Source organism: Streptomyces sp. NPDC056738, assembly GCF_042790435.1.
GTDB lineage: Bacteria > Actinomycetota > Actinomycetes > Streptomycetales > Streptomycetaceae > Streptomyces.
The window spans coordinates 111,805-135,750 of the sequence record NZ_JBHTZF010000002.1 but is presented as its reverse complement, the minus strand read 5'-3'; the positions used below and the strand labels follow the sequence as shown (position 1 = coordinate 135,750).

The 23,946-nt window shown below is 74.4% G+C and carries 14 protein-coding genes; 8 read left to right on the top strand and 6 right to left on the bottom strand.

The window, feature by feature from the left end; translation table 11 throughout:
• Window positions 1-140: 140 nt before the first annotated feature.
• The 4 genes from ACFRIC_RS04310 to panD all read right to left on the bottom strand — a co-directional run bounded on the left by ACFRIC_RS04310 (window position 141) and on the right by panD (window position 3,083).
• Window positions 141-365 carry a hypothetical protein gene (locus tag ACFRIC_RS04310; RefSeq protein WP_382779137.1) on the bottom strand — a complete coding sequence of 75 codons (225 nt, stop codon included), beginning with the start codon at window positions 363-365 and terminating at the stop codon, window positions 141-143.
• A gap of 1,016 nt (window positions 366-1,381) precedes the next feature.
• On the bottom strand, window positions 1,382-1,993 hold the full coding sequence (locus ACFRIC_RS04305; RefSeq protein ID WP_382780786.1) for an aspartate/glutamate racemase family protein: 612 nt from the start codon (window positions 1,991-1,993) through the stop codon (window positions 1,382-1,384).
• Window positions 1,994-2,250: 257 nt separating this feature from the next.
• A complete protein-coding gene (locus tag ACFRIC_RS04300) occupies window positions 2,251-2,595 on the bottom strand; it encodes a GNAT family N-acetyltransferase (protein ID WP_382779135.1) in 345 nt (114 codons plus the stop codon).
• Between the two features lie 62 nt (window positions 2,596-2,657).
• Window positions 2,658-3,083: an aspartate 1-decarboxylase gene (gene panD, locus ACFRIC_RS04295; protein ID WP_355767909.1), complete on the bottom strand. Its 426-nt coding sequence runs from the start codon at window positions 3,081-3,083 to the stop codon at window positions 2,658-2,660.
• Between the two features lie 644 nt (window positions 3,084-3,727).
• On the opposite strand from panD, the gene ACFRIC_RS04290 reads away from it, so the two are divergent.
• The 7 genes from ACFRIC_RS04290 (at window position 3,728) to ACFRIC_RS04260 (ending at window position 20,718) form a co-directional block, all read left to right on the top strand.
• Window positions 3,728-11,440, top strand: a complete 7,713-nt coding sequence (locus ACFRIC_RS04290; protein WP_382779133.1) for an SDR family NAD(P)-dependent oxidoreductase — start codon at window positions 3,728-3,730, stop codon at window positions 11,438-11,440.
• Window positions 11,441-11,688: 248 nt separating this feature from the next.
• On the top strand, window positions 11,689-16,455 hold the full coding sequence (locus ACFRIC_RS04285) for a beta-ketoacyl synthase N-terminal-like domain-containing protein (protein WP_382780782.1): 4,767 nt from the start codon (window positions 11,689-11,691) through the stop codon (window positions 16,453-16,455).
• Window positions 16,456-16,460: 5 nt separating this feature from the next.
• Window positions 16,461-16,820 (top strand): acyl carrier protein, encoded by a 360-nt coding sequence (locus tag ACFRIC_RS04280; RefSeq protein ID WP_382779129.1) that lies wholly within the window; start codon window positions 16,461-16,463, stop codon window positions 16,818-16,820.
• A 3-nt stretch (window positions 16,821-16,823) separates the two neighbouring features.
• Window positions 16,824-17,645 carry an alpha/beta fold hydrolase gene (locus tag ACFRIC_RS04275; RefSeq protein ID WP_382779126.1) on the top strand — a complete coding sequence of 274 codons (822 nt, stop codon included), beginning with the start codon at window positions 16,824-16,826 and terminating at the stop codon, window positions 17,643-17,645.
• Window positions 17,642-18,901 carry a glycosyltransferase gene (locus tag ACFRIC_RS04270; protein ID WP_382779123.1) on the top strand — a complete coding sequence of 420 codons (1,260 nt, stop codon included), beginning with the start codon at window positions 17,642-17,644 and terminating at the stop codon, window positions 18,899-18,901. Before ACFRIC_RS04275 ends, ACFRIC_RS04270 begins: the two co-directional genes overlap by 4 nt.
• On the top strand, window positions 18,898-20,178 hold the full coding sequence (locus ACFRIC_RS04265) for a class I SAM-dependent methyltransferase (RefSeq protein ID WP_382779120.1): 1,281 nt from the start codon (window positions 18,898-18,900) through the stop codon (window positions 20,176-20,178). Before ACFRIC_RS04270 ends, ACFRIC_RS04265 begins: the two co-directional genes overlap by 4 nt.
• Before the next feature lie 246 nt (window positions 20,179-20,424).
• Entirely contained in the window at window positions 20,425-20,718 is a 294-nt protein-coding gene (locus tag ACFRIC_RS04260) for a transcriptional regulator (RefSeq protein ID WP_382779117.1), read from the top strand.
• Between the two features lie 147 nt (window positions 20,719-20,865).
• Here ACFRIC_RS04260 and lysA read toward each other — a convergent pair whose 3' ends face one another.
• Both lysA and ACFRIC_RS04250 read right to left on the bottom strand, forming a co-directional pair.
• Entirely contained in the window at window positions 20,866-22,167 is a 1,302-nt protein-coding gene (gene lysA, locus ACFRIC_RS04255; RefSeq protein ID WP_382780780.1) for a diaminopimelate decarboxylase, read from the bottom strand.
• Window positions 22,168-22,376: 209 nt separating this feature from the next.
• Window positions 22,377-22,757 (bottom strand): SAV_915 family protein, encoded by a 381-nt coding sequence (locus ACFRIC_RS04250; protein WP_382779114.1) that lies wholly within the window; start codon window positions 22,755-22,757, stop codon window positions 22,377-22,379.
• 323 nt (window positions 22,758-23,080) lie between these two features.
• On the opposite strand from ACFRIC_RS04250, the gene ACFRIC_RS04245 reads away from it, so the two are divergent.
• Window positions 23,081-23,638, top strand: coding sequence for a universal stress protein (locus tag ACFRIC_RS04245; protein ID WP_382779111.1), 558 nt, complete (start codon window positions 23,081-23,083; stop codon window positions 23,636-23,638).
• Window positions 23,639-23,946: the final 308 nt, after the last annotated feature.

Genomic DNA, 23,946 nt, shown 5'->3' with positions numbered 1-23,946 from the left:
GGTTCCCGGAAGGGGGGCGTGACGGCTTCGGCGCGTTCGAGGTCGGGGTGGCGGGCTTACGGGCTTACGGGCTTACGGGCTTACGGGCCTGGGTACCCGGGTTCCTGCGGGCGTGAGTGCCGGCCGCGGGCCCGGCGAGGTTAGCTGCGCTGGCCCGCGAAGAGTTCCAGGTGGGCGCAGTTGGGACAGCGGAACGCGTCGATCTGCCAGCGCGGTCGGCCCATCAGTCTGGCGCCGCCCAGCGGGCCCCGTTGAAGCGCGCCCTCGACCCACCGCGCGAACCCGCGAGCGCCCTGTCCGGAGTCCTCGACGAACCCCGGCTCCAGCCCAACATGACCGCACTGCGTGCACCGTATGTCGTTCACGCGCGGGAGTGTATTGACATCGTCCGGCACCGCGGTGACCGGGGCCGGAAGGCCCGCTGGGGCAGACCCCCGGTGACCCGGGCCGGTCGGCCGGCTGGGGACGGGCATGCCAGTCACCAGTGCCGGTCGACCGGCTCGGTGCGTCAGGTCAGCGGCCCCGGCCCGGGCTGGGGTTCCGGCACCGGATCGGGGCCCGGCGGCTTCGGGATCGGGGACGGGGAGGGTACGGGCTCGGGCCCCGGTGCGGGATCGGGCCCGCCCGGGTTCGGCCCCGGCGGGGGGCCGGGTTTCGGCACGGGGGGCGGTCCGGGCTTCGGCGCCGGTACGGGGTCGGGGCTGCCCGGGGTCGGTCCCGGTACGGGATCGGGGCCGCCCGGGGTCGGCACCGGGTCCGGGAAGGGTGACGGCCCCGGGGGTTCGGGGCTCGGTCCGGGCGTGGGTGCCGGCGGCACGGGGTCGGGATACGGCTGTGTCATGGCGGTCCTCCAGCCAGTCGGTACATCGGCCCTCTGGACGTGTCTCCCGCGTACCCAGCGCCCGAGCGCCCACTCACCCCGTCGCGCGGGGAAGGCCGCCTGGACGGCCCAAGCCGGGGCGCGACGACGGCCACGGAGGTCCGGGGACGCCGAGGACCGACCAAGATTGCCCCGCATGGACGGGACTCGGACCGGACCGGCCCCGAGAGCCTGATCGAGGCCGCCCCGAGTCGACAGAACGACCACCGAGGAACAACCGAGACCGCCCCGTGCCGACGGAACGACCACCGAGGAACAACCCACACCACGCCGCGCCTCCGAAACGGCCACCGAGGACGAGCCGAGACCGCCCCGCATCAAACGGCACAACCGCCGAGGAGGAAGCTGGGCGGCCCCACGTCGAAGGGACGGCCACCGGCGAGGAAGCGAGGCCGCTCGCTGAAGGCCCGGCGGGCGATCGTCGCCCGTCGGCCGACCGCCCCGAGTGCACGGTCGGCACCACCCGGCGCGGCGGCGCCTCGTTCGGCGCCGCTCTCGCCCCTACCCGGCCGCGCGCACCCGGCGGACCGCGTCAGCCGCGGCGGCGAGCCCGAGGCGGGGGCTCGACAGCACCGGCACCGCGGTCGTGGTGAGCCCCTCGGCCGCGGTCATGGACGCCTGCGCGAGGACGATCGCGTCGGCGTCGGCGACCGCGTCGGCGGCTTCGGCCACCACGCGGGCGCAGCCCTCCGAGTCACCCGCCTCGAACAGCGCCCACGCGCCCTCGACGAGGGCCGTCCGGGCCTCGACGGGACGATCCGCCCGGCGGGCCTCCTCCTCGACCAGGGCGACGGTCGGTTCGAAGGTGCTGGCCACGGTCGCGAGGACGACGACCCGGGAGCCCTTGGCCACCGCGGCGGCGGCCATCGGACGGTCCACGCGGAGCACGGGCACGCCGACGTCCGTCCGCTCGGCGATCGCGCCGATGGTCGAGCAGGTGCACAGGACGACGGGGGCACCGTCGGCGACGGCGTCGGCCAGCCGCGCCCGGACCTCGTCGGCCACCGCTTCGGGACCCTCGCGACGGGCCCTGGCGAGCAGTTCCTCGTCGACGAGGTGCCGCAGCTCCAGGCCCGGATGGTCCGCGTCACGCAGGGCGTCGAAGACGGGCATGTGAGCCGGTGACGTGTGCAGCAGGGCGAGGGGCCCGAGGCCAGGGTGAGCCGGGGCCGCAGTGGGCGCCGATTCAGCGGCCTGGACCCGGGACCGGACCTGGCTCTGCGCCGAGGGCCGGACCGGGTCCTGCGCCGAGGGCTGGACCGAGGCCGGTGTCGAGGGTCCGACCTGCACCTGCGCCGAGAGCTCGACCGGCGCCTGCGTCGAGGGCTGGACCTGGACCTGTGACGAGGACCGGACCGGGGCCGAAGCCATCAGAAGCGACCGGGGTGTGCCGCGAGCCACTCCATCGCGGCCTCCAGCAGCGCCGGGTCGGCCGCCGGAGCCTCCTCGGGGTGCCGGGCGGCCCACTTCACGACGTACGGGCAGAGTGGCGCCACGACGACACCCTCACGGGCGGCGATGCCGTACAGCTCGCGGGCGAGGGAGCCGGCGATGCCCCGGCCCTCGTGCTCCGGTTCCACGATGGTGTGCACCGGGACGAGGGCCCGCGCGGGCTCCTCCAGGACGAAGTACTCGATGTGCCCGACCACTTGGCCCCCGGCGAACGCCTCGAGGCGGCCGGCCGGCCGGTCGTCGCGGATCTCGATGTCGCTCACGGGCACTCCTCGGGTCCTGAGTCCTGGGGTCCTTCGGTCCTGCGATGCCGCCGCGCCGTCCCTCAGACGGTGACGGGCACGGCCTGCGGGCTGCGCTCCTGGTCCGAGCCCGGTACCGGCTCGGACGGGTCGGCGCCGAGGGACACGATCCTGTTGTCGCGGTCCACGTGCACGACCGCCGGCCGCAGCGCCCGCGCCTCCGCGTCGGTCACCTGAGCGTAACTGATGATGATCACCAGGTCACCGGGGTGCACGAGATGGGCCGCCGCTCCGTTGATCCCGACGACACCGGAGCCGCGCTCCCCCTCGATGACGTACGTCTCCAGGCGGGCGCCGTTCGTGATGTCGACGATGTGGACGAGCTCGCCGGGCAGCAGATCGGCGGCGTCGAGCAGATCGGCGTCGATGGTGACGGATCCGACGTAGTGCAGGTCGGCCTGGGTGACCGTGGCACGGTGGATCTTGGACTTGAACATGGTACGAAGCACGAAGAACTCCCGAATCGTCTGCTCCCTGCCTGCCTTTGCAGGTCAAGGGCGTCGCGGACAGGCTACCGCGACTCCTCATTCCGGACAGCCCCCTCAAGCCCCCCTCAGGCCGCCCTCAGGTCCCCCGGGGATCCCGGCCTCGGGCCTGAACGCGCCCCCCGTCCGGCACTCTCCCGGCTGTATCCCCTGGAAGGGATCAGGCGAACGACAAGTGGCGGGCGGCAACCGGCACACGCCTTTCCCGGTCACTTCAAGATCGACACATGGAATTTTCCCGGGTCCGCCGCCCGCGGGGAAATGCGACCCGATTCGGACATGCCGCACCCGAGAAAGTTCCTCATTCACCTATTGGCGTTTCGATGATGTGTGAAGTGAGTGAACGAGACGCCACCATCAAGGAATTGCTCCGATTCCCAGCACCCCTTCCGGCGTCCACGATTGACCGAATCGATGCGTCCGTACAGCGCCCCACTGGTTCAACATTGACCAGCCAGTAACAACAGGGCTACCTTTCAACGCGTTTCGAGCAGGCTTTATTGAACGGTGTTCCCGGGGTTTCCGCAGGTCCCGCTGGAATCCGACGTGCCGCCATCGTTGTCGTACCGCATCCCCCACCATGCAGTCTCAGCTTGATTCGGAGAATCATGACGTCTGCTGTGCGTTCCGAGGACATGATCATCGGCATCACCCCGTTCGGCGAACCCGACGCCCGCTTGGCCGCGGCGGTGTGCCGGGCCGGCGGGCTCGGCGTTCTCGACCTGGGCGACGGGGACCGAAGATCCCGTGACGCCCTGGAACGCCTGGGCCGCCTGGCACCGGGCCCGTTCGGGGTGCGGATCGGCGCCCGCTGCCGACTGGACCCCGCCGACCTCGCGCCGGGGACCGGTGACGCCGGCCGGCCGGACACGGTGGTCCTCGCGGTCGACGCGCCCTGGCGGACCGGTGACCTGACCGCCGACCACCGTGTGCTGGTGGAGGTGACGGACCTCGACGAGGCGCGGGCCGCGGTGCTCGCAGGAGCGTACGGACTGATCGCCTGCGGCAGCGAATGCGGCGGCCGGATCGGGGAGTTGAGCACCTTCGTCCTGCTCCAGCGGCTGCTCACAGCGCCCGACATGACGCTCCCCGTCTGGGCCTGTGGCGGCATCGGCCCCCGGACGGCCGCCGCCGCGATGGCCGGCGGGGCCGCCGGGGTGGTGCTGGACAGCCAGCTCGCGCTGCTCGCCGAGTCCTCTCTCCCCGAGGCGGCCGCGGCACAACTGCGGTCCCTGGACGGCTCGGAGACGACCGTGCTGGCCGGTCACCGGGTGCTGCTGCGGCGGGGCCCGGACGCACCACGCGTCGAGCGGGACGACCCGGAGACGGTGGCCGCGGCACTGGGCGCCCAGGATCCTCGTACCCAGTTGCTGCCGGTGGGTCAGGACGGCTTCCTCGCCGCCCGGTTCGCGGAGCGCTGGGGGGACGTGCGCCGGACGGTGCGCGCTCTGACGGACGCGGTGCGCGACGTCGTACGCGACGACACGGCCGCCGCAGCACTGGGCCCGGGCTCCGCGATGAGCCGGGCGCTCGGCACCCGACTGCCCGTCGCCCAGGGACCCATGACCCGGGTCAGTGACCGCGCCGAGTTCGCGGCGGCGGTCGCCGAGGACGGCGCCCTGCCCTTTCTCGCGCTGGCGCTGGCGGACGGCACGCGCGCCCGGGCGATGCTGACCGAGACCCGGGCCGCCGTGGCCGGGCGGCCCTGGGGCGTCGGCGTGCTCGGTTTCGCGCCGGAGGAGATGCGTGCCGCCCAGTTGGAGGCGGTACGGGAACTGCGGCCGACGCACGCCGTCATCGCGGGCGGGCGGCCTTCCCAGGCGCGGGCGCTGGAGCGGGAGGGGATCCGCACGTTCCTGCACGTCCCCTCGCCGGGGCTGCTGGGGCAGTTCCTGGAAGCCGGGGCCCGCCGGTTCGTCTTCGAGGGTTCCGAGTGCGGCGGACACGTCGGTCCGCGCGGCAGTTTCCCGCTCTGGGAGGCGCAACTCGCGGTCCTGGAGGACTTCCTGGACGGCACGGCCGACAACGGCGGCAGGAAGGGCAAGGGCGGCGGCGAGGGTGCAGGAGACGGGTACGGCGGGGACACGGCGGAGGCGCTGGAGGTGTTCTTCGCCGGCGGTGTCCACGACGAGCGCTCGGCGGCGATGGTCGCGGCGCTCGCGGCCCCGCTGACCGCTCGCGGGGCCGCCGTCGGGGTCCTCATGGGCACCGCGTACCTGTTCACCGAGGAGGCGGTCGCGCGCGGCGCGATCCAGCCGCTCTTCCAGCGCCAGGTGCGGGCCGCCGAGCGGACCACCCTCCTGGAGACCGCGCCCGGCCACGCCACCCGCTGCGTGCCGAGCTCGTTCACCGAGGGGTACCGCGCGCACGAGGGGCGGCTGCGGTCCGCGGGCGTGGCCGACCGGCGGATCTGGGAGGAACTGGAGCAGCTCAACGTCGGGCGGCTGCGCCTCGCGAGCAAGGGCGTGGAACGGGACGGCGACGGGGCGCTCAGGTCGGTCGACGAGGCGCGCCAGCTCACCGACGGCATGTTCATGGCCGGGGAGGTGGCCGTACTGCGCTCGGCCACCACGACCCTCGCGGCGCTGCACGAGTCGGTGACCTCCGGGGCCGCCGGCTTCCTCACGCGGCAGGCGGCGGGGCTGCGCGACCGGCTCGGCGAGCGACCGGGCGCGGCCGGGACGCGGGAGCCGGTGGCGCCGCCTCCCTTGGACATCGCTGTCGTCGGAATGGCCTGCATGTTCCCGCAGGCGCCCGACCTGGCCGCCTTCTGGGCGAACGTCGTCGGCGGCCGGGACGCGGTCGGTGAGGTTCCGCCCGACCGCTGGGACCCGGCCGTCCACTACGGGCCGGGCGCCGACGGGGCCCGGACCACGAACGGCGGCTCCCCCTCCGACGGGTTCGCCCCCTTCAGTGGTGCCGTCCCCTCCAGCGGTGCCGCTCCCTCCGACCGGGCCGCTTCCTCCAGCGGGGCCGTGCCCTCCAAGTGGGGCGGCTTCCTGCCCCGTATCCCCTTCGACCCGCTGCGCTACGGCATCCCGCCGGCCTCGCTCGGCAGCATCGAGCCGGTCCAGCTACTGTCTCTGGAGGCCGCCCGGCGCGCCCTGGAGGATGCCGGATACGGCGACGGGGGACGGGAGTTCGACCGTTCCCGTACGTCGGTGGTGTTCGGCGCGGAGGCGGGCAGCGACCTGTCCAACGCGGCCACCCTGCGCGCCGTTCTCCCGTCGTACCACGGGCGCGTCCCCGAGGGCCTCGACGTCCAGTTGCCCCGGCTGACCGAGGACTCCTTCCCCGGCATGCTCGCCAACGTGATCTCCGGCCGGATCGCCAACCGGCTGGACCTCGGCGGCGCCAACTACACCGTCGACGCCGCGTGCGCCTCCTCGCTGGCCGCGGTGGACGTCGCGTGCAAGGAACTCGTCGGCGGCACCAGCGACGTGGTGCTGTGCGGTGGCGCCGACCTGCACAACGGCATCAACGACTACGTCCTGTTCTCCTCGGTGCACGCGCTCTCCCCCACCGGGCGCTCCCGCTCCTTCGACGGCTCGGCGGACGGCATCGCGCTCGGCGAAGGCGTCGCCTGCGTCGTCCTGAAGCGGCTCGCGGACGCCGAGCGGGACGGCGACCGGATCTACGGCGTGATCAAGGGCCTCGGCAGTTCCAGCGACGGCCGCTCCCTGGGTCTGACCGCGCCCCGCCCCGAGGGGCAACGCTCGGCACTGGAGCGGGCCTACCGCAACGCGGGGGTGTCACCGGCGGACGTCGGGCTCGTGGAGGCGCACGGAACCGGGACCGTGGTCGGCGACCGCACCGAACTGACCGTCCTGGGCGAGGTGTTCGGCCAGGCCGGGGCCGAGCCGGGGAGCTGCGCGCTCGGTTCGGTCAAGTCGCAGATAGGACACACCAAGTGTGCCGCCGGGCTGGCCGGGCTGATCAAGACGACCCTGGCGCTGTACACCGGGGTCCGGCCGCCCACCCTGCACCTGGAGCACCCCAACGCGGCCTGGGACGAGGCGAGCAGCCCGTTCGTCTTCCACACCAGGGCCCGGCCCTGGGCGGCTCCGGCCGGTCAACGGCTGGCCGGTGTCAGCGCGTTCGGCTTCGGCGGCACCAACTTCCATGTGGTGCTCGGCGCGTACGCGGACGGGGTGGCACCGGCGCAGGCGCTGGACGAATGGCCCGCCGAACTGTTCGTGTTCCGGGGCCGGGACACGGCGGCGGCCCACCGGGCCGTCGAGGACCTGCTGGTGGCCGCCGAGGCCGACGGCCGACCGTGGCGGCTGCGCGACCTGGCGCTGAGCGCGGCCCGCCGGGCCGACGTCTGTCCGGATCCGGCGCGGGTGGCGGTCGTGGCCGCGGACGTGGACGAACTGGTCGGGCGGCTGCGGAAGGCGCTGGCCGGGGAGCACGATCCCGCGCACGGCGTCCACCTCGCCCAGAGCCGGGCCGAGGACCCCGCGCACGACGTCCACCTCGCCCAGGACCCGGCCGAAGGCCCCACACACGGGCCCCACCTCACCCAGGACCCGGTTGACGGCCCCACGCACGGGCCCCACCGCGCCCAGGACACGGCCGAAGGCCCCACACACGGGCCCCACCTCACCCAGGACCCGGCCGAGGGCAAGGCGGGCCAGGGCAAAGCGGCTGAGGGCAAAGCGGTCGAAGGCAAGGTCGCCTTCCTCTTTCCCGGTCAGGGCAGCCAGCGCCCCGGCATGCTCACCGACCTGTTCGTCGCCTTCCCCGAGCTGCGCCACTACCTCGAACTCGGCGCCGACCACGCCGGCCGCCTGTACCCGCCCGCCGCCTTCGACGACGGCGCACGCGACCGGCAGCGGGCGGCGCTCACCGACACCCGGGCCGCACAGCCCGCCCTCGGCATCACCGGACTCGCCGCCCACGCCCTGCTCACCACGGCCGGGGTGCGGCCCGACATGGCCGCCGGGCACAGCTACGGCGAACTGGTCGCCCTGAGCGCGGCGGGCGCCCTGAGCCCCGAGACGCTTATGGCGCTCAGCTCCGAACGGGCGACGGCCATCCTCGCGGCCGCCGGGGCGGACCGCGGAGCGGACCCGGGGACCATGGCCGCGGTCACGGCCGGCGCCGCGGAGGTCGCGGGGGCGCTCCGGGCCGTGGAGGCCCCGGCCACGGTGGTCGTCGCCAACCGCAACGCGCCCCGTCAGACGGTGATATCCGGCCCGGCCGACGCCGTCACGGACACCGTACGTCTGCTGCGCGAGGCCGGGTACGACGCCCGGCGCATCCCCGTGGCCTGCGCCTTCCACAGCCCTCTGGTCGCCGGCGCGGGCGACCGGTTCGCCGAGGCGCTCGCGGCCCGCCCGGTGCGCGCCCCGGAGTTCCCGGTGTGGGCCAACCGCACCGCGATGCCGTACGCCGCCGACCCGGACGCGGTACGGGCCGAACTCGCCGACCAGATCGGCGCCCCGGTCGGCTTCGTCGAGCAGATCGAGGCGATGTACGAGGCGGGCGCGCGGATCTTCGTCGAGGCCGGGCCCGGATCCGTGCTGACCGGGCTGGTCGGACAGATCCTCGGCGACCGGCCGCACCGGACGGTCGCCTGCGAGCCGCGCCCCGAGAGCGGCCTGCGCGGCTGGCTGGACGCCCTGGCCCGGCTGGCCGTCGCCGGGCTGCCGGTGCGCACCGGCTGGCTCTTACGAGGCCGCGACGCCGTCGACGCGGTGCGCACGCCGGTGCCGAAGCGGCCCGGCTGGACGGTCGACGGACAGTTGGTCCGCACCGCCGCCGGAGACCTCCTTCCCGGTGCGCTGGCACCGGCCCGACGAGTCGTGGAGACGACTGTGCCGACGAACCCCCCGCACGCGGTCCCGTCCGACCGGGACGGCCGCCACGGCACGAACGGCGTGCACGACCTGCACGCCGGAAACGGCAGCAACGGCAGCAACGGCAGCAACGGCAGCAACGGCAGCAACGGCGCGCACTACCAGGACCGCCAAGACGCCCAGGACGCGGTGATCACCGAATTCCTGCGCACCAGCCGTGAGATGATCGCCGCCCAGCGTGACGTGCTGATGACCTACCTCGGTGCGGTGGCCGGTGAACGGACCGCCGCGCCGCCCGCGCCCGTCGCCGTGCCGGCACCGCAGGGCACGACGACCGCCGCCGCGCCCCAGGCGGAGCCGGAGCCACCGATGTCGGCGCCGCCCCGGACGACCGGGCCGTCGGACGACCAGGCACCCGCCACCGGGTCGGCATCGGTTCAGGACGTCGACGTCCAGCAGATGGTCCTGGAGATCATCAGCGAGCGAACCGGCTATCCCCTCGACATGATCGAGCCCGATCTCGACCTGGAGGCCGACCTCAGCATCGACTCCATCAAACGGGCCGAGATAGCCGGCGAACTGGCCCGGCGCCTCGGCGCCGGGGACGGTGCGGACCTCACCGGTCTCGACGACGCCGAGCTGGAGGATCTGGCGAAGGCACGGACCGCCGCCGCGGTGACCGACTGGCTGACCGCGCGGCTCTCCGGCCCCGCCGAACCGGCCGCGCTTCCCGCCGAAGCCGCCGAGGACGCCGGGACGATCCCGGCGGCCGCCATGGCCGACACCGCCGACCCGGCTGAGGCCCCCGCGGCCACCGAGTCCGGAGAGCCCCTCAAGTCCGCCGAGTCCGCCGAATCCGCCGAGGCGTTCGAGGCGTCGCAGACATCGGCGGCGTCCGGCACGGTCGAGGCCGTACGAGCGGCGCACGGCGAAGCCCTGAACAGCCAAGCTCTGAACAGCCAAGCTCTGAACGGCGATGCGGCGAGCGGCGACGCGGTGGTCGGCGACGAGCTGAACGCCGCGACGGTGAACGGCGAAGCGCCCAAGCGGTATGTGCTGCGGTCGGTGCCCCTCGGGCCGGAGGGTGGCCCCGCGGATCCGGCGGCCCTCCTGTCCGGGACGCGGTGGGCCGTCCTCGGCGACGCCCCCGAGATCGGCGCCCGGCTCGCCTCGTACGGCGCCGACGTCGTCGTACACGACCGGGAGCATCTGCTCACGCGGGACGACGGCCGGGTGGACGGGGTCGTGTACCTCGTCACGGGTGGCGCGCCGGTGCTGCCGGACGCGTTCCCCGTCCTGAAGGCCGCCCTCGCCATGGCACCGAACCGGCTGCTGGCCCTGCGGGCGGTGGGCAGAGGTGCGCCGAACACGGCGGCCGCGGGGCTGCGCGGCTTCTTCCGCACGGTGGCGCGCGAGTACCCGTCGACGGTCGCGCGGACGGTGGAGGTGGTGACCACGCCGGCCGTCTCGGACACGCTGACCGTCGCGGACAGGCTGCTGCTCGCGGACGCGCTGGTCGACGAGCTGGGCAAGTCCGACCTCGCCCCGGTCGTCCTGCGCCGGCCGGAGGGCCGGTTCGGCCTGGAGCTGGTCGAGTCACCGCTGGGGATCCTCGGCGGCACCGGAGCGGGCCCGGCCGGTGCCGGGGCCGCCGAGGCCGCCGCGCTCGGCCTGGACCGGGACGCGGTGGTCCTGCTGGCCGGCGGTGCACGCGGCATCACCGCGCAGTGCGCCGCGGCCCTCGCCGCCGCCGGACGCTGCCGGCTCGAACTCCTCGGCAGGACACCGGCGCCGGACGGCCCGGAGGACCCGGACACGGCCGCCGCGCATACCCCGGCCGCACTGCGCGCGGCGCTCGCCGCGCGCGGCGGGACGACACCCGCGGCGATCAACCAGGCCGCCAAACTCCTCCTCGCCCAGCGGGAGATCGCCACGACACTCACGGAACTCAGGGCGCTCGGAAGCGAGGTCCGCTACCGCTGTGTCGACTTCCGGGAGCCGGACGCGGTGCTCCAGGCGGTGAAGGACATCCACGCCGAGCACGGCCGCCTCGACGGTGTCGTCTACGCGGCCGGGGTGATCGAGGACCGGATCATCGCCGAGAAGAACCCCGAGTCCTTCCAACGGGTCTACGGCACGAAGGCGACGGGCGCCGACGCCCTGCTCACCGCGCTGGAGGAACTGCCCGACGGACCGGCGTTCACCGTGCTGTTCGGCAGCATCTCGGGCGTCCTCGGCAACCGGGGCCAGGCGGACTACGCGGCGGCGAACGACGCGCTCCAGACCCTCGGTTCGGCCTGGGCCGCGCGCACCGGGCACCGGGCGCTGACCGTGCACTGGGGGCCCTGGGCGCCCGCCGCCCGGCACGGCGGCATGGTCAAACCGGAGCTGGCCCGCGCCTACGGCCGCCGGGGCATCGGCCTGATCGACCCCGAGGAAGGCACCGCGGCCCTGCTGCGTGAACTCGCCTGGGGCGACCCGTCGACCACCTCCGTCGTCTACACCGCCTCGGGCTGGTGAGGGGTTCGGTGACGGGTCCCGCGGCAGACGCGGCGAGGGACCGGATGGCGGGTGTGGCCCACGCAGCGAGTGCGGCGAGGGACCGGACGGCGAGTGCGGCCGACGCAGCAGGTGCGGCCGGGGACGGGACGCCGAGTACGGCCGACGCGGCAAGTGCGCCGAGTGCCGCGAGCACGGCGAGGGATCGGGCGGCCGGTGCGGCGGAACAGCCGGTGACCCGGCGGCAGGTTCCGGTCGCCATCGTCGGCATGGCCGTGCTGATGCCGGGGGCCCGGGATCTGGACGCGTACTGGCTCAACCTGCGGGACGGCGTGGACGCGATCGGAGAGGTGCCGACCGGGCGTTGGGACGCCGACTACTACCGCCCCGGCACCGCGTCCGCACCGGCCGTGGCCGACCAGGTGTACTGCCGCAGGGGCGGGTTCGTGGACGCACTGGCCGAGGTGGAGGTGACCAGGTTCGGGATCATGCCGAACTCGGTCGCCGGCACCGAGCCCGACCAGCTCATCGCCCTGCACGTGGCCGCCGCGGCCCTCGCGGACGCGGGCGGCCCGGGCCGGCTTCCCGACCGGCGGCGCGTCGGTGTCGTCCTCGGCCGGGGCGGCTATCTCACCCCGGGCCTGGTGCGGCTCGACCAACGGGTACGCACGGCCGGGCAACTGGTACGCACTCTGGGCGAGTTGTTACCAGACCTGACAAGCACTCAACTGCAGCGCGTGCGAGCGGCGTTCACGGACCGGCTCGGCCCCGACAGCCCCGAGTCGGCGATCGGCCTGGTGCCCAACCTCGCCGCCTCCCGCGTGGCCAACCGGCTCGACCTGCGCGGCCCCGCCTACACCGTGGACGCCGCGTGTGCCTCGTCGCTGGTCGCGGTCGACCAGGCGGTGGGTGAACTCTCCTCGGGCCGCTGCGACCTGATGCTCGCCGGAGGCGTCCACCACTGCCACGACATCACCCTGTGGAGCGTCTTCTCCCAACTGCGCGCCCTCTCCCCCAGCGAGCGCATCCGCCCCTTCCATCGCGACGCCGACGGCCTCCTCGTCGGCGAGGGCACCGGAGTCGTCGTACTGAAGCGACTGGCCGACGCCCGGCGCGACGGCGACCGGATCTACGCGGTGATCCGGGGCACCGGGGTCGCGAGCGACGGCCGGGCCGCCGGCCTGGTCTCCCCCGATCCCGGCGGTCAGGCGAGTGCCGTACGGCAGGCCTGGCTCGCCGCCGGGCTCGACCCGGCCGCGCCCGGCTCGGTCGGCCTGCTGGAGGCGCACGGCACCGCGACCCCGGCCGGCGACGCGGCCGAACTGGCCACACTCGGAGCGGTGTTCGGCCCCGCCGGAGAACCCGGCACGGACCGCGCGGTGATCGGCTCGGTGAAGTCGATGATCGGCCACACCATGCCCGCCGCCGGGGTGGCCGGACTGGTCAAGGCCGCCCTCGCGGTGCACCACGCGACGCTGCTGCCGACACTGCACTGCGACGACCCTCATCCGGCGCTGGCGGCGACCCGCTTCCGCACGCTGGAGAAAGCCGTCCCCTGGGAAGTCTCGTCCGGTCAGCCGGTGCGCCGGGCCGCCGTGAACGCCTTCGGTTTCGGCGGGATCAACGCGCACGTGGTGCTGGAGGAGGCACCGGCACCCGTCACGACGACGCCCGCCCCGGCAGCCGCGCGCCCGGCCGTGCGGGTCACCGAGCCCGAACGGGTCCTGCTGCTCGCCGCGGACGGTCCGGAACAGCTCGCCGCACTTCTGGACACCGACGACGCCGCGGTACGCGCCGCCGGGCTCGACCCCGCGCTCGGCCATCCGGCCGCGGGCCGGGCCCGGCTCGGCATCGTCGACCCGACCGCGAAACGGCTGGCGCTGGCCCGCCGGGCGGTCGGCCGGGGCCGCGCCTGGCACGGCCGGGGCGACGTCTGGTTCCGGCCCGGCCCCCTGCTCGGTCCCGGGCACGGCAAGCTCGTCTTCGTCTTCCCCGGTCTGGAGAGCGAGTTCTCCGCGCGCGTCGACGACGTGGCCGCGTACTTCGGACTGCCCCGGGCGCTGCCCGACGGCGACCCCGTCGGCGACGTGGGCCGGCACGGCCTCGGCGTGGTGGCCGTCGGACGCCTTCTCGACGCGGCGCTGCGTCGCCTGGGTGTCGTGCCGGACGCGGTCGCCGGGCACAGCGTCGGCGAATGGACCGCGATGACGGTGGCCGGGCTGTACTCCGGGGACGAGGTCGACGCCTTCATGGCGGGCTTCGATCCGGACACGGTCACGGTGTCGGGTCTCGCGTTCGGTGCCGTCGGCGCACCCGCCGAGCGCGTACTGGCCGCCCTGGAGGAGGAGTTCACGGGCGCGGGCCTGGTTCTCTCCCACGACAACGCGCCGGGCCAGTCGATGGTGTGCGGGCCGGACGACGCGGTCGAGGACTTCATCCGGTCGTTCCGGGCCCGCGGTGTACTCGGCCAGGTGCTGCCGTTCCGGTCCGGCTTCCACACGCCGATGCTGGCGCCCTACCTCGGGCCGATCAGAGAGGCGGCGCGGCGGTTCCGGCTGCATCCGGCGACCGTCCCGGTGTGGTCGGGGACGACCGCGGCGCCGTTCCCCGAACGAGAAGAGGCGGTACGTGATCTGTTCGTCCGGCACCTGCTGGAACCCGTGCGCTTCCGGCAATTGACCGAGGCGCTGCACGCGGCCGGGCACCGGACCTTCGTCCAGGTGGGCCCCGGGCAGCTCGGGTCGCTCGTGGGCGACACCCTCGGCGACCGCGACCATCTGACCGTGGCGGCCAACTCCCCCCACCGCAGCGGCCTGGCACAGTTGCGCCGGGTGGCGGCAGCACTATGGACCGCGGGGGCGGCCGTCGCTCCCGCCCTGTCCAACGGGCCTCGCACAGGCGCCACTTCGGGAGTCGGGGCCGGAGCCGGAGCCGGAGCCGAAACCAGTATCGGCGGAACCGGAACCGCCGACGGCGGCGCGCTGTCGGCGCGGCCTCCCGTACGACTCGACCTGGACGGCGCGCTGATCTCGCTCGACGGGCCTGAACTCGCCGACCTGAGAGCCGAGTTGAAGACGGCCACCCCCGCTCCGGGCGCCGCCGCGCGGTACGCGCCGAATGGGCCGGGCGGGCTGGGCGCGCTTGGTGAGCTTGGTGGACTTGGTGGGCTCGCCGACCGGTTCCCCGGCGCTGCCGAACTGGACGCCCTGCTCCGGGACACCGCGGACACGGCGGCAGCGCTCATCACCGCGCGGCCCGCTCGCCGGCCGGGCGCCACGCCCCCACCTTCCGACTCCGCCTCCGCGCCCGCCTCCAGACCCGTCGCCATGCCCGCCTCCAGACCCGTCGCGGAGACGCAGCCGACGGTCGGCGAGACGCGAGCTGCGGGCGGTGAAACGCAAACGGCGGTCGGCGACGCGGCGACGGACACCCTCGCCCGAACCTCGGTCGTCCGCGTCTCCCCGGAGACCATGCCGTACCTGCTCGACCACTGCTTCTTCCCGCAACGGGCGGGCTGGCCGGACGTGGCCGACCGCTGGCCGGTCGTCCCGGCGACCACGATCGTGCACCACCTGATGGACGCGGCCCGGCGGGCGGCGGCGGGCAGGGTACCGGTCGCGGTGCACGGCGCCCGGTTCGAGGAGTGGCTGACGGCCACCCCGGCCGTCGACGTGCGGGTCACGGCGGAGCCCGTGGGACCGGACCGCCTCGCCATGTCCTTCGGCCCCCGGGCCCGCGCCACGGTCGAACTCGGCACCGGGTACCCGGCCCCGCCGCCCGCCTGCTGGCGCACCGACCCCGCGAGCGAGCGCGCCCCGCTCCACACCGCGGCGCAACTGTACGGCGAGCGCTGGATGTTCCACGGTCCGGCGTTCCAGGGAGTCACCGAACTGACCGCGTTGGGCGAGCGGCACATCCGCGGGGTCATCACCACCCCGGCGGCGCCCGGCGCCCTGCTGGACAACGTCGGCCAGATCCTCGGCTACTGGATCATGGCGACCCGCTCCGAGCGGACGGTCGTGTTCCCGGTCGGGATGCGGGAAATACGCTTCCACGGCCCGCACCCCGCCCCGGGGACGGAGGTGGCGTGCCTGGTGCGGATCACCTCGCTCACCGACACCGTGCTGGAGGCCGACGTACAGCTCTCGGTGGCGGGCGTGGTGTGGGCGGAGGTGCGGGGCTGGCAGGACCGCCGGTTCGACAACGACCCGCACACCCGCCCGGTGGAGCGCTTCCCCGAGCGCAACACCCTGTCCGATGCCCGTCCCGGCGGCTGGTCGCTGGTGCACGAACGGTGGCCGGATCTGGCGTCGCGCGAACTCATCATGCGCAACTCGCTGGGCGGGCAGGAGCGTTCGGAGTACGCCGGGCACGCACCGCGCGGACGGCGGCAGTGGCTGCTGGGCCGGATCGCGGTCAAGGACGCCGTACGGCAATGGCTGTGGGACCACGGCGAGGGCCCGGTGTTTCCCGCGGAGCTGCGGGTGCGCAACGACGACATGGGCCGCCCGTACGTCACCGGGGTGCACGGCAGGGAGCTGCCCCCGCTGGACGTGTCCCTCGCGCACCGCGCCGAGGTGGGCGTGGCGATCGTACGGCCGCACACGCCCGCTCCCGGTCCCGGCATCGACATCGAGGAGGTCACAGCCCGCGACCCGCAGGCGATGGCGACGGTGCTCGGCGCGGACGAACTGCGGCTGCTGCGGACGCTGTCCGCCACCCGCGGGCCGGGCAGCACGAGCGACACCGGCGACACCGGCGACACCGAGGCACTGTGGTTCACCCGGTTCTGGGCCGCCAAGGAGGCGGTCGCCAAGGCGGAGGGCACCGGCTTCGGCGGTCGGCCGCGCGACTTCGCCGTGCTGGAGGCGGCACCGGCCGGGGACGAGCTGATCGTCTCGGGGCGCCTGGAACGCGCCTACGCGGTGCGGTGCGCGCCTGCCACGAACCCGCCCGGACTGACCGAACGGGCCTATGTCGTGGCCTGGACCACGGGACCGCTCGGACCGACGGGACACCCCCAGGAGGAGGAGTAAGCCCCATGAAAGCCACCCCCCACCCCGCAGACGTCACCACCCGCCCTACGGACATCGCCACCCCGCGCACCGCCGAGGCGGACGTGGTCCTCGCCGACATCGCCGGACTGCTCGCCCGGCTCCTGGAGGACGAGTACGGCCTGGACGACGTCGAGATCGGCATGGCGACCACGTTCAACCGCGATCTGGAGCTGGAGAGCATCGACCTGGTGACGCTGTCGGGACTGCTGGAGGAGCGGTACGGCGGGCGGGTCAACTTCGCCGAGTTCCTGGCCGGGATGGAGTTCGACGAGATCATCGGGCTCACCGTCGGGCAGCTCGTCGCCTACGTCGTGACCAGCCTGAAGGCGGCGGAGGCGAGCTGAGGCATGGCGATGGTCGACGCCGGTGGACTCCGGTTGCACGTACAGAGGATCGGCCCCCGGGACGGCCGGGCGGCCACCGCGACCGTCGTACTGGTCCACGGTCTGCTCACCGACAGCCTGGCCAGCTACTACTTCACCGTGGCGCCCACCTTCGCGGCGGCCGGCCTCGACGTCGTCATGTACGACCTGCGGGGCCACGGCCGCAGCGAACGCCCGCCCGAGGGCTACACCCTGGACCACAACATCGACGATCTCCGGGCGTTGCTGGACCGGCTGGCGGTGACCGGACCGGTGCACCTGGTCGGCAACTCCTACGGCGGCACGATCGCCTTCGGTTTCGCGGTCCACCACCCGGAGCGGGTGGCCGGCGTGACGCTGATCGAGTCCGAACCGGCCACCGCCGCCTGGGCGTCGAAGCTCGGCGGCATCCTGGATCGGGTGGTGACCCAACTGGCGCACAACGAGCCCGACGCCGTCGCCTGGATCACGGCGAACCGCGGCCACAACACGGCCCGGCTGGCCAGGGGCGCGGCCCGGCTCGCCCGGGACACCACGCTCGGACAGGACATCCCGGCCAGCAACGTCCTGACGGATGATCAGATCGCCGAACTGCGCCGTCCGGTGCTCGGCGTGTACGGAGGTGACTCCGACCTCGCCGAACTCGCGCCCTGGTTACGGTCGTTGCTGCCGGACTGCCGGACGGTGGTGATCCCGGGGCACGAGCACTCGGTCCTGGTGGAGGCGGCCGGGACCGTGGGCGGACACATCCTGGAGCAGATCCAGGGGACTTCGGCGGCCCGGAGTGTGGGGGCCGAGGCCCGGTGAGCGGATTCCTTTTCGTGGTGCCGCCGTTGGTGGGGCACATCAACCCGGCCGTGGGGGTCGCCGACCTGCTGCTCGCGCGCGGGCACCGGGTGGCGTGGGCCTGCGCGGACCCCGATCTCGTGGAGCGCCTCGCGGGTGACCGGGCCCCGGTGTTCCCGTGCGCAGGGCCGGTACCGGGGGTGGGCGAGGCCCGGCGGCCCGCCGACCTGCGGGGGCCGGAGGCGCTGAAGTTCCTGTGGGAGTGGTATCTGCTGCCGCTGGCCGAGGCCATGGCGCCGGGGGTGCGGGCGGCGGTCGAGACGTTCCGTCCTGACGTGGTCGTCGCCGACCAACAGGCCTTCTCCGGTGGGCTGGTCGCCGAGCGGGCGGGGCTGCCGTGGGCCACCTCGGCGACCACCTCGGCCGAGTTCGGCGACCCGCTGGCCGGGCTGCCGAAGGTCACGGAGTGGCTGGCGGAGCGCCTGGCGGACCTACGCCGGTCCGTCGGGGATCCGTCGGGCGACACCGATCCGCGGTTCTCACCGCATCTGGTGCTGGCGTTCAGCACGGTGGAGCTGGCCGGTCCGCCGGCCGTCGCTCGGGGCGGCCCGATCCGCTGGGTCGGTCCCTCGATCACGGCCAGACCGGCCGCGGCCGACTTCCCCTGGGACTGGCTCGACCCCGGCCGGGCCACGGTGCTGGTGACGCTCGGCACCGCGAACGCGGACGCCGGCGGGCGCTTCCTCGCCGTCTGCCGGGAGGCCCTGCGCGCACGGGCCGACCGGGTGCAGGGGGTCGTCGTCGACCCGGGGAACACCCTGGGCGCGGACGCCGCCTGGCGGCCACGGGGCGACGACCCGCCCCCGGACGCCACAAGGGCTCCGTACACCTCTCGACCCTCACTCGGCGACGACAAGGACCTGCTGGTCCTGCCCTCCGTACCCCAACTCGCCCTTCTCGAACGGGTCGACGCCGTGATCTGCCATGCCGGCCACAACACCGTGTGCGAGGCGCTGTGGCACGAGGTTCCGCTCGTGGTGGCACCCATCCGCGACGACCAGCCGGTGGTGGCCGGCCAGGTGGTGGACGCGGGGGCGGGCGTCCGGGTCAGGTTCGGCCGGGTGACGGCCGCCCGGCTGGGCGCCGCGCTCGACGCCGTACTGCACGAACCCGGGCACCGCGCAGCCGCCGAACGGATCGGCACGGCGTTCCGCGCCGCCGGCGGTGCATCCGCGGCGGCGGACAGCCTCGAACAACTCGCCTGGGAGTACCGATGAGTGAGCAGACGGATCGACCGACCGGGCAGGCCGCCGAGGAGCCGGGCAGGCGGGACGCCGGCGAACCGGCCGGCCTGGACGCCGAGCAGCCACCCGGGCCCGACGCCGAGGAACCGACCGGACCCAACCCCGGGGGGCAGTTGAGGCCGGGCGCCCGCGAATCGGCGGGACGGGTTCCCGCGCAGCGACCCAAGCCCGACGCCGCGGACCCGGTCGAGGAACCCACCCGTACCGATCTCGTAGCAGGGCTGCGCCCCCGCTACCTGGCCGACCTGGCCGAGGGCACGGACCGCTACTTCGACCCACCGGCCACCACCTGCCCCTGGTGCGGCTCCGATCGGCTGACCACCCGGCTGCGCACCACCGACCTGCTCCAGCACAAGCCGGGCCGGTTCGTCCTCGACCGGTGCGACGCCTGCGGGCACGTCTTTCAGAACCCCCGGCTGAACGAGACCGGCCTGGAGTTCTACTACCGCGACTTCTACGACGGGCTCGGCGAGAAGAGACTCGGCGACACGTTCGGCGGCCGCACCAAGATGTACCGGGACCGTGCCGAGTCGATCCTGCCGTACGACTCCGACCCGAAGACCTGGCTCGACGTCGGCACCGGACACGGCCACTTCTGCGCGACGGCCCGCGAGGTGCTGCCCCGCACGGAGTTCGACGGTCTCGACTTCACGGACGGCGTCGAACTCGCGGCCCGTGAGGGCCGGGTGGAGCACGGCTACCGTGGCGCCTTCCCCGACCTGGCACCGGAACTCGCCGCGCGCTACGACGTGGTGAGCATGTTCCACTACCTGGAGCACAGCACCGCCCCCGACCGTGAACTGCGGGCCGCGTGGCAGGCGGTACGGCCCGGCGGCCATCTGCTCATCGAGGTCCCGGACCCCGAGAGCCGCTACGCCCGGCTGCTGGGCCGCTGGTGGCTGCCCTGGCTCCAGCCGCAGCACCTGCACTTCGTGCCGGTCGCCAATCTGCGCCACCGACTGACGGAGCTGGGGTTCACGGTGGTGGCACAGCAGCACGCCGAGCCGCACGATCCGGTGGACCTGCTCGCCGCGGCCTGGCTGGCGCTGGACCACGCCGCTCCGCGCGAGGACGCGCCCTGGCTGCCGAACCCACCGGGCGCGCTACGGCGTGCCGGGCGAACGGCCCTGCTCGTCGCGGGAATCCCGCCCCTGGTCCTGGCCACACTCCTGGACCGCTTCGCGATCCGCCCCCTCGCACACCGGCTCGGCGTGTCCAACGCCTACCGCCTGCTGGCCCGCCGGGACTGACCGGCTGTAAGGCCACCGAGGCGGCGAGCGAGGCAAGGCCGCCCGCCGACCGGACGTGACATCCGCCTGCCATAGCTGACAAACGCTCAGAGTCGTTGTGTGCGTACGCACTTGTCTCGCCGAGGGCCCCGCCGGGATCCGTTCCGGCGGGGCTTTCGTGCGCCCGTACTCGCCGAGACAGAAACTACTTGCCATGCTGAGCCGCCGGGCCTGGACAAGGAGATCCACCACCCCACCCGGCTGACCGTGGCCGCGTTCCTCTCCGGTTGCGCCGAGGCCGAGTTCAGCACGGTGCGGGACTACTGCGGGGTCACCGATTCCGTACTGAGCAAGACGGTCGCCTCGCTGGAGAAGGCCGGCTATGTGAGCGTCCGCAAGGGCTACTTCGGCAAGCGGCCCCGTACGTGGCTCGCTCTCACCCTGACCGGCCGCGAGGCGCTCGCGTCGCACCTGGCCGCCCTGGAGGCGCTGGCCGGAGCCGCCCGCCGGGCCGGAGCCGAGGTGCCCGGCGCCGGTGGTGCCGAGGGGGAACGGGAATAGACATGCCGCCCGGCGCCTGTCTGGCACCGGCGCCGGGCGTGGAGGACTGCCCGTGAACAGGCAGGCGGCCGGCATCCGGGCACGAAGGCCCGGACAGGCCGGTCGGCGAGGGAGGGAGGGCCGGCCTGTCCGGAGATCTGGGGTCGGTTACAGGCCCACGTCGCGGCTGCGGATGTCGGCCAGGGATTCCCGGCGGACCAGGAGGCGGGCCCGGCCGTCGCGGACGGCGACCACGGGCGGGCGGCCGACCAGGTTGTAGCCGGAGGCCATGGACAGGTGGTAGGCGCCGGCCACGGGGACCGCGAGCAGGTCGCCGGGGCGTACGTCGGCGGGGAGGTCCGTGTCCGCGGCGAGGGTGTCGCCGGCCTCGCAGTGCCGGCCCACCACGGTGACCCGGGCCGGGGCCGCGGTGCTGCGCCGGCCGATCAGGCGCGGCGCGTAGCGGACGCCGTACAGGGCGGGGCGCGGGTTGTCGCTCATGCCGCCGTCGACGGCCACGAACACGTGCCCGCCGGTGTGTTTGACGGACAGGACACGGTAGACGGCGATGCCCGCCGGTCCGGCGATGGCCCGTCCCGGTTCGATGATCAGGCGGGGGACGGGGAGTCCGGCCGTGGCGCAGGCGTCGGCGAGTTCGGCGCGTACCTTGCGGGCCAGCGTGGTGAGGTCCAGGGCCGGTTCGCCGGGGCGGTAGGCGATGCCGTGGCCGCCGCCGAGGTCGAGTTCGGGCAGGATCAGGCCGTGCTGCTCGTGGAGCCGGCTCATCAGGCCCACCAGACGTCGTACGGCGATCCGGTACGGAGTGACGCTGGTGATCTGCGAGCCCAAGTGGCAGTGCAGACCGGTGAGTTCGAGCTGCGGCTGGTCGAGTATGCGGGTGATGGCGTGCGCCGCGTAGCCGTCGGCGATGGACAGGCCGAACTTCTGGTCCTCGGTGCCGGTGCGGATCTTCTCGTGACCGCCCGCGCTGATGCCGGGCACCACCCGGACCATCACCTTCTGATGGCCGTCCGGGCCCACGGCTGCGGCGAGCCGGGCGATCTCGGACGGGCTGTCGATGACGATGCGGCCGACACCCAGCCGTAGGGCGAGCTCCAGGTCGTGCGGGGACTTGGCGTTGCCGTGCAGCACGATCCGCTCGGGCGGAAAGCCCGTGGTGACGGCGAGTTCGAGTTCGCCGGCGGAACAGACGTCGAGGCCGAGGCCCTCCTCGTCCATCCAGTGGGCCATCGCACGGCACAGGAACGCCTTGGCCGCGTACAGGACTTCCGCGTCGGGGAAGGCGTCCCGGTAGGTACGGCAGCGGTCGCGGACCTCGGCCTCGTCGAGGACGTAGACGGGCGCGCCGAAGCGGTCGGCGATCTCGGCGAGCGGTACGCCACCCACGACGAGATCACCGTGCGGGGCCTCGGTGGTGGAGGCGGGCCACACCGACAGGCCGACCGCCATGGCGGCGGCGGTTGCGGCAGGCTCGGCGGCGGTGGCAGTGGTACCTGTGCCGGTCGCCGTGGTGGCGGCGGTCGTTACGGCCGCAGCGGTGCCTGTGCCGGGTCCGTCATCGGCAGCGGTTGCGACGGTTGCGGTGGTGGGGGTACCCGGCGTGGTACTGGCGGTGGTCGCGGGTGCCGGTTCGTGAACCGTGGTCATCGTCGCTCCTCTCAGGCGATCCGCAGCGCGGACAACTCGTGCGTGACCGGGCCGGCCGGTGGGACGGGGGCCGACGTCACGGGGACGGGCTCCGTGACGCGTGCGGGCGCCGGGGCCGTGAACTGCGGGTCGACGGTGACCGTGGTGACGCCGAGCGGCACGGTCAGCGCGCGCAGCGCGGGCTCGGCGAGCCGGATCCAGGCCTGGCCGGAACCGAGGGTGGCGATGAGCCGGTGCTCGGAGGTGAAGCCGACGGCGGTTCGCCGGCCGAGCGGGGTGCGGAAGAGCCGGGCCGCGCACACGGAGGGACCCGGCCGGACCGGTACGTACAGGGGTCCGGCCGGGAATCGATCGGCGGGCTCGGGGTCCTCGCCGTGGAGGAGTTCTGTCATGGGGTGCCTCACGAAGGGCGGGAAGTGTGGGATCGGAGCTGTGGGACCCCGGACGCGGGGAGGCGGGCCGGGGTTCGCTGCCGACGTTATGCCCGCATCCCCCGCTGGCCGGACCGGTCCTGACGGGACGTTGACGAGAGGCCGGACGACTTTGACGGGCCGCTGACACCGCTGGTGGGAGGGCCCGCGGAGCGCCGTCAGGGGAGCGCCAAGAACGGGCTCGCGCGCTGCCGGGAGCACGGGGACGGCGGTGAGATGGAGGCGGTAGACCGATGGATCGCCGGCCCGGACCTCCTGGTCGGCACATGCGGAAGGTGAAGACGATGTCCGAGTCCCCCCGTCCCCCGGTCGCCCGCGTCGTCGTCGGCGTGGGCGACTCACCGGGGTGCCTCACCGTTCTGGGCCGGGCCGCCGACGAGGCCCGGCTCCGCGGCGCGGAGCTCTGGCCGGTGGTCGCCTGGGAGCCTCCGGAGGGGGATCTCACCGCCCGCAGGTTCCCGGCCACGCGAGCCCTGGTCCCGGAGTGGGAACGGCTCGCCGGGGAACGGCTCACGGACGCGCTGCGGGACGCGTTCGGCGGCGCGGGCAGCGGGCTGCCCGGACGGGCGCTCGTCGTCCGGGGCGCCCCCGGCCCGGCACTGGTGCGCGTCGCCGACCGGGACGGCGACCTCATCGTCGTCGGCGCGGGCGACCGGGGCCTGCTGCGTCGCGCGCTGTGGCCGTCGGTCGGCCGCCACTGCCTCGCCCACGCCGTCTGCCCCGTGCTCGCGGTCCCGCCCTCCCCGCTGCGGGCGGCGCTGACGGCCGCGCACCGCCGCAACACCCTGCGGCTGCGCCTGGACACCGGCGACCTGGAACGGGAGAGCGCGAATCCGAGGTAGACAAGCAGAGGCACGGGCCGGCTCCGGTGCCGCCGGCCCGCTGCGGCCACCTCCGAAGCCCGCCCGATGCCGCCGGCCCGATGACACTCGATTCCGTCGGCCCGACGCCGCCCGATGCCGCAAGTCATACGCCGTCGGCGCGACGCCGCCCGGCCCGGCAGCCGCCCCGTACCTCGTCACCCATCCCGGCAACAGCCCACGCCCGGACCGGAGTTCATGACGGCGGGAGCCGGGGGGGGCCGCGGGGGGCGCGGGGGGGCGGGGGCCCGGCGGCCGCGGCGCGGGGCCGAGGGGTGCCGGACGGCCGC

Coding starts and splice junctions, on each gene's coding strand:
- ACFRIC_RS04305 (WP_382780786.1), bottom strand. CDS start 1,993: ATGCCCGTCTTCGACGCCCTGCGTGACGCGGACCATCCGGGCCTGGAG.
- ACFRIC_RS04290 (WP_382779133.1), top strand. CDS start 3,728: ATGACGTCTGCTGTGCGTTCCGAGGACATGATCATCGGCATCACCCCG.
- ACFRIC_RS04285 (WP_382780782.1), top strand. CDS start 11,689: ATGGCCGTGCTGATGCCGGGGGCCCGGGATCTGGACGCGTACTGGCTC.
- ACFRIC_RS04280 (WP_382779129.1), top strand. CDS start 16,461: ATGAAAGCCACCCCCCACCCCGCAGACGTCACCACCCGCCCTACGGAC.
- ACFRIC_RS04275 (WP_382779126.1), top strand. CDS start 16,824: ATGGCGATGGTCGACGCCGGTGGACTCCGGTTGCACGTACAGAGGATC.
- ACFRIC_RS04265 (WP_382779120.1), top strand. CDS start 18,898: ATGAGTGAGCAGACGGATCGACCGACCGGGCAGGCCGCCGAGGAGCCG.
- lysA (WP_382780780.1), bottom strand. CDS start 22,167: ATGGCGGTCGGCCTGTCGGTGTGGCCCGCCTCCACCACCGAGGCCCCG.
- ACFRIC_RS04250 (WP_382779114.1), bottom strand. CDS start 22,757: ATGACAGAACTCCTCCACGGCGAGGACCCCGAGCCCGCCGATCGATTC.
- ACFRIC_RS04245 (WP_382779111.1), top strand. CDS start 23,081: ATGTCCGAGTCCCCCCGTCCCCCGGTCGCCCGCGTCGTCGTCGGCGTG.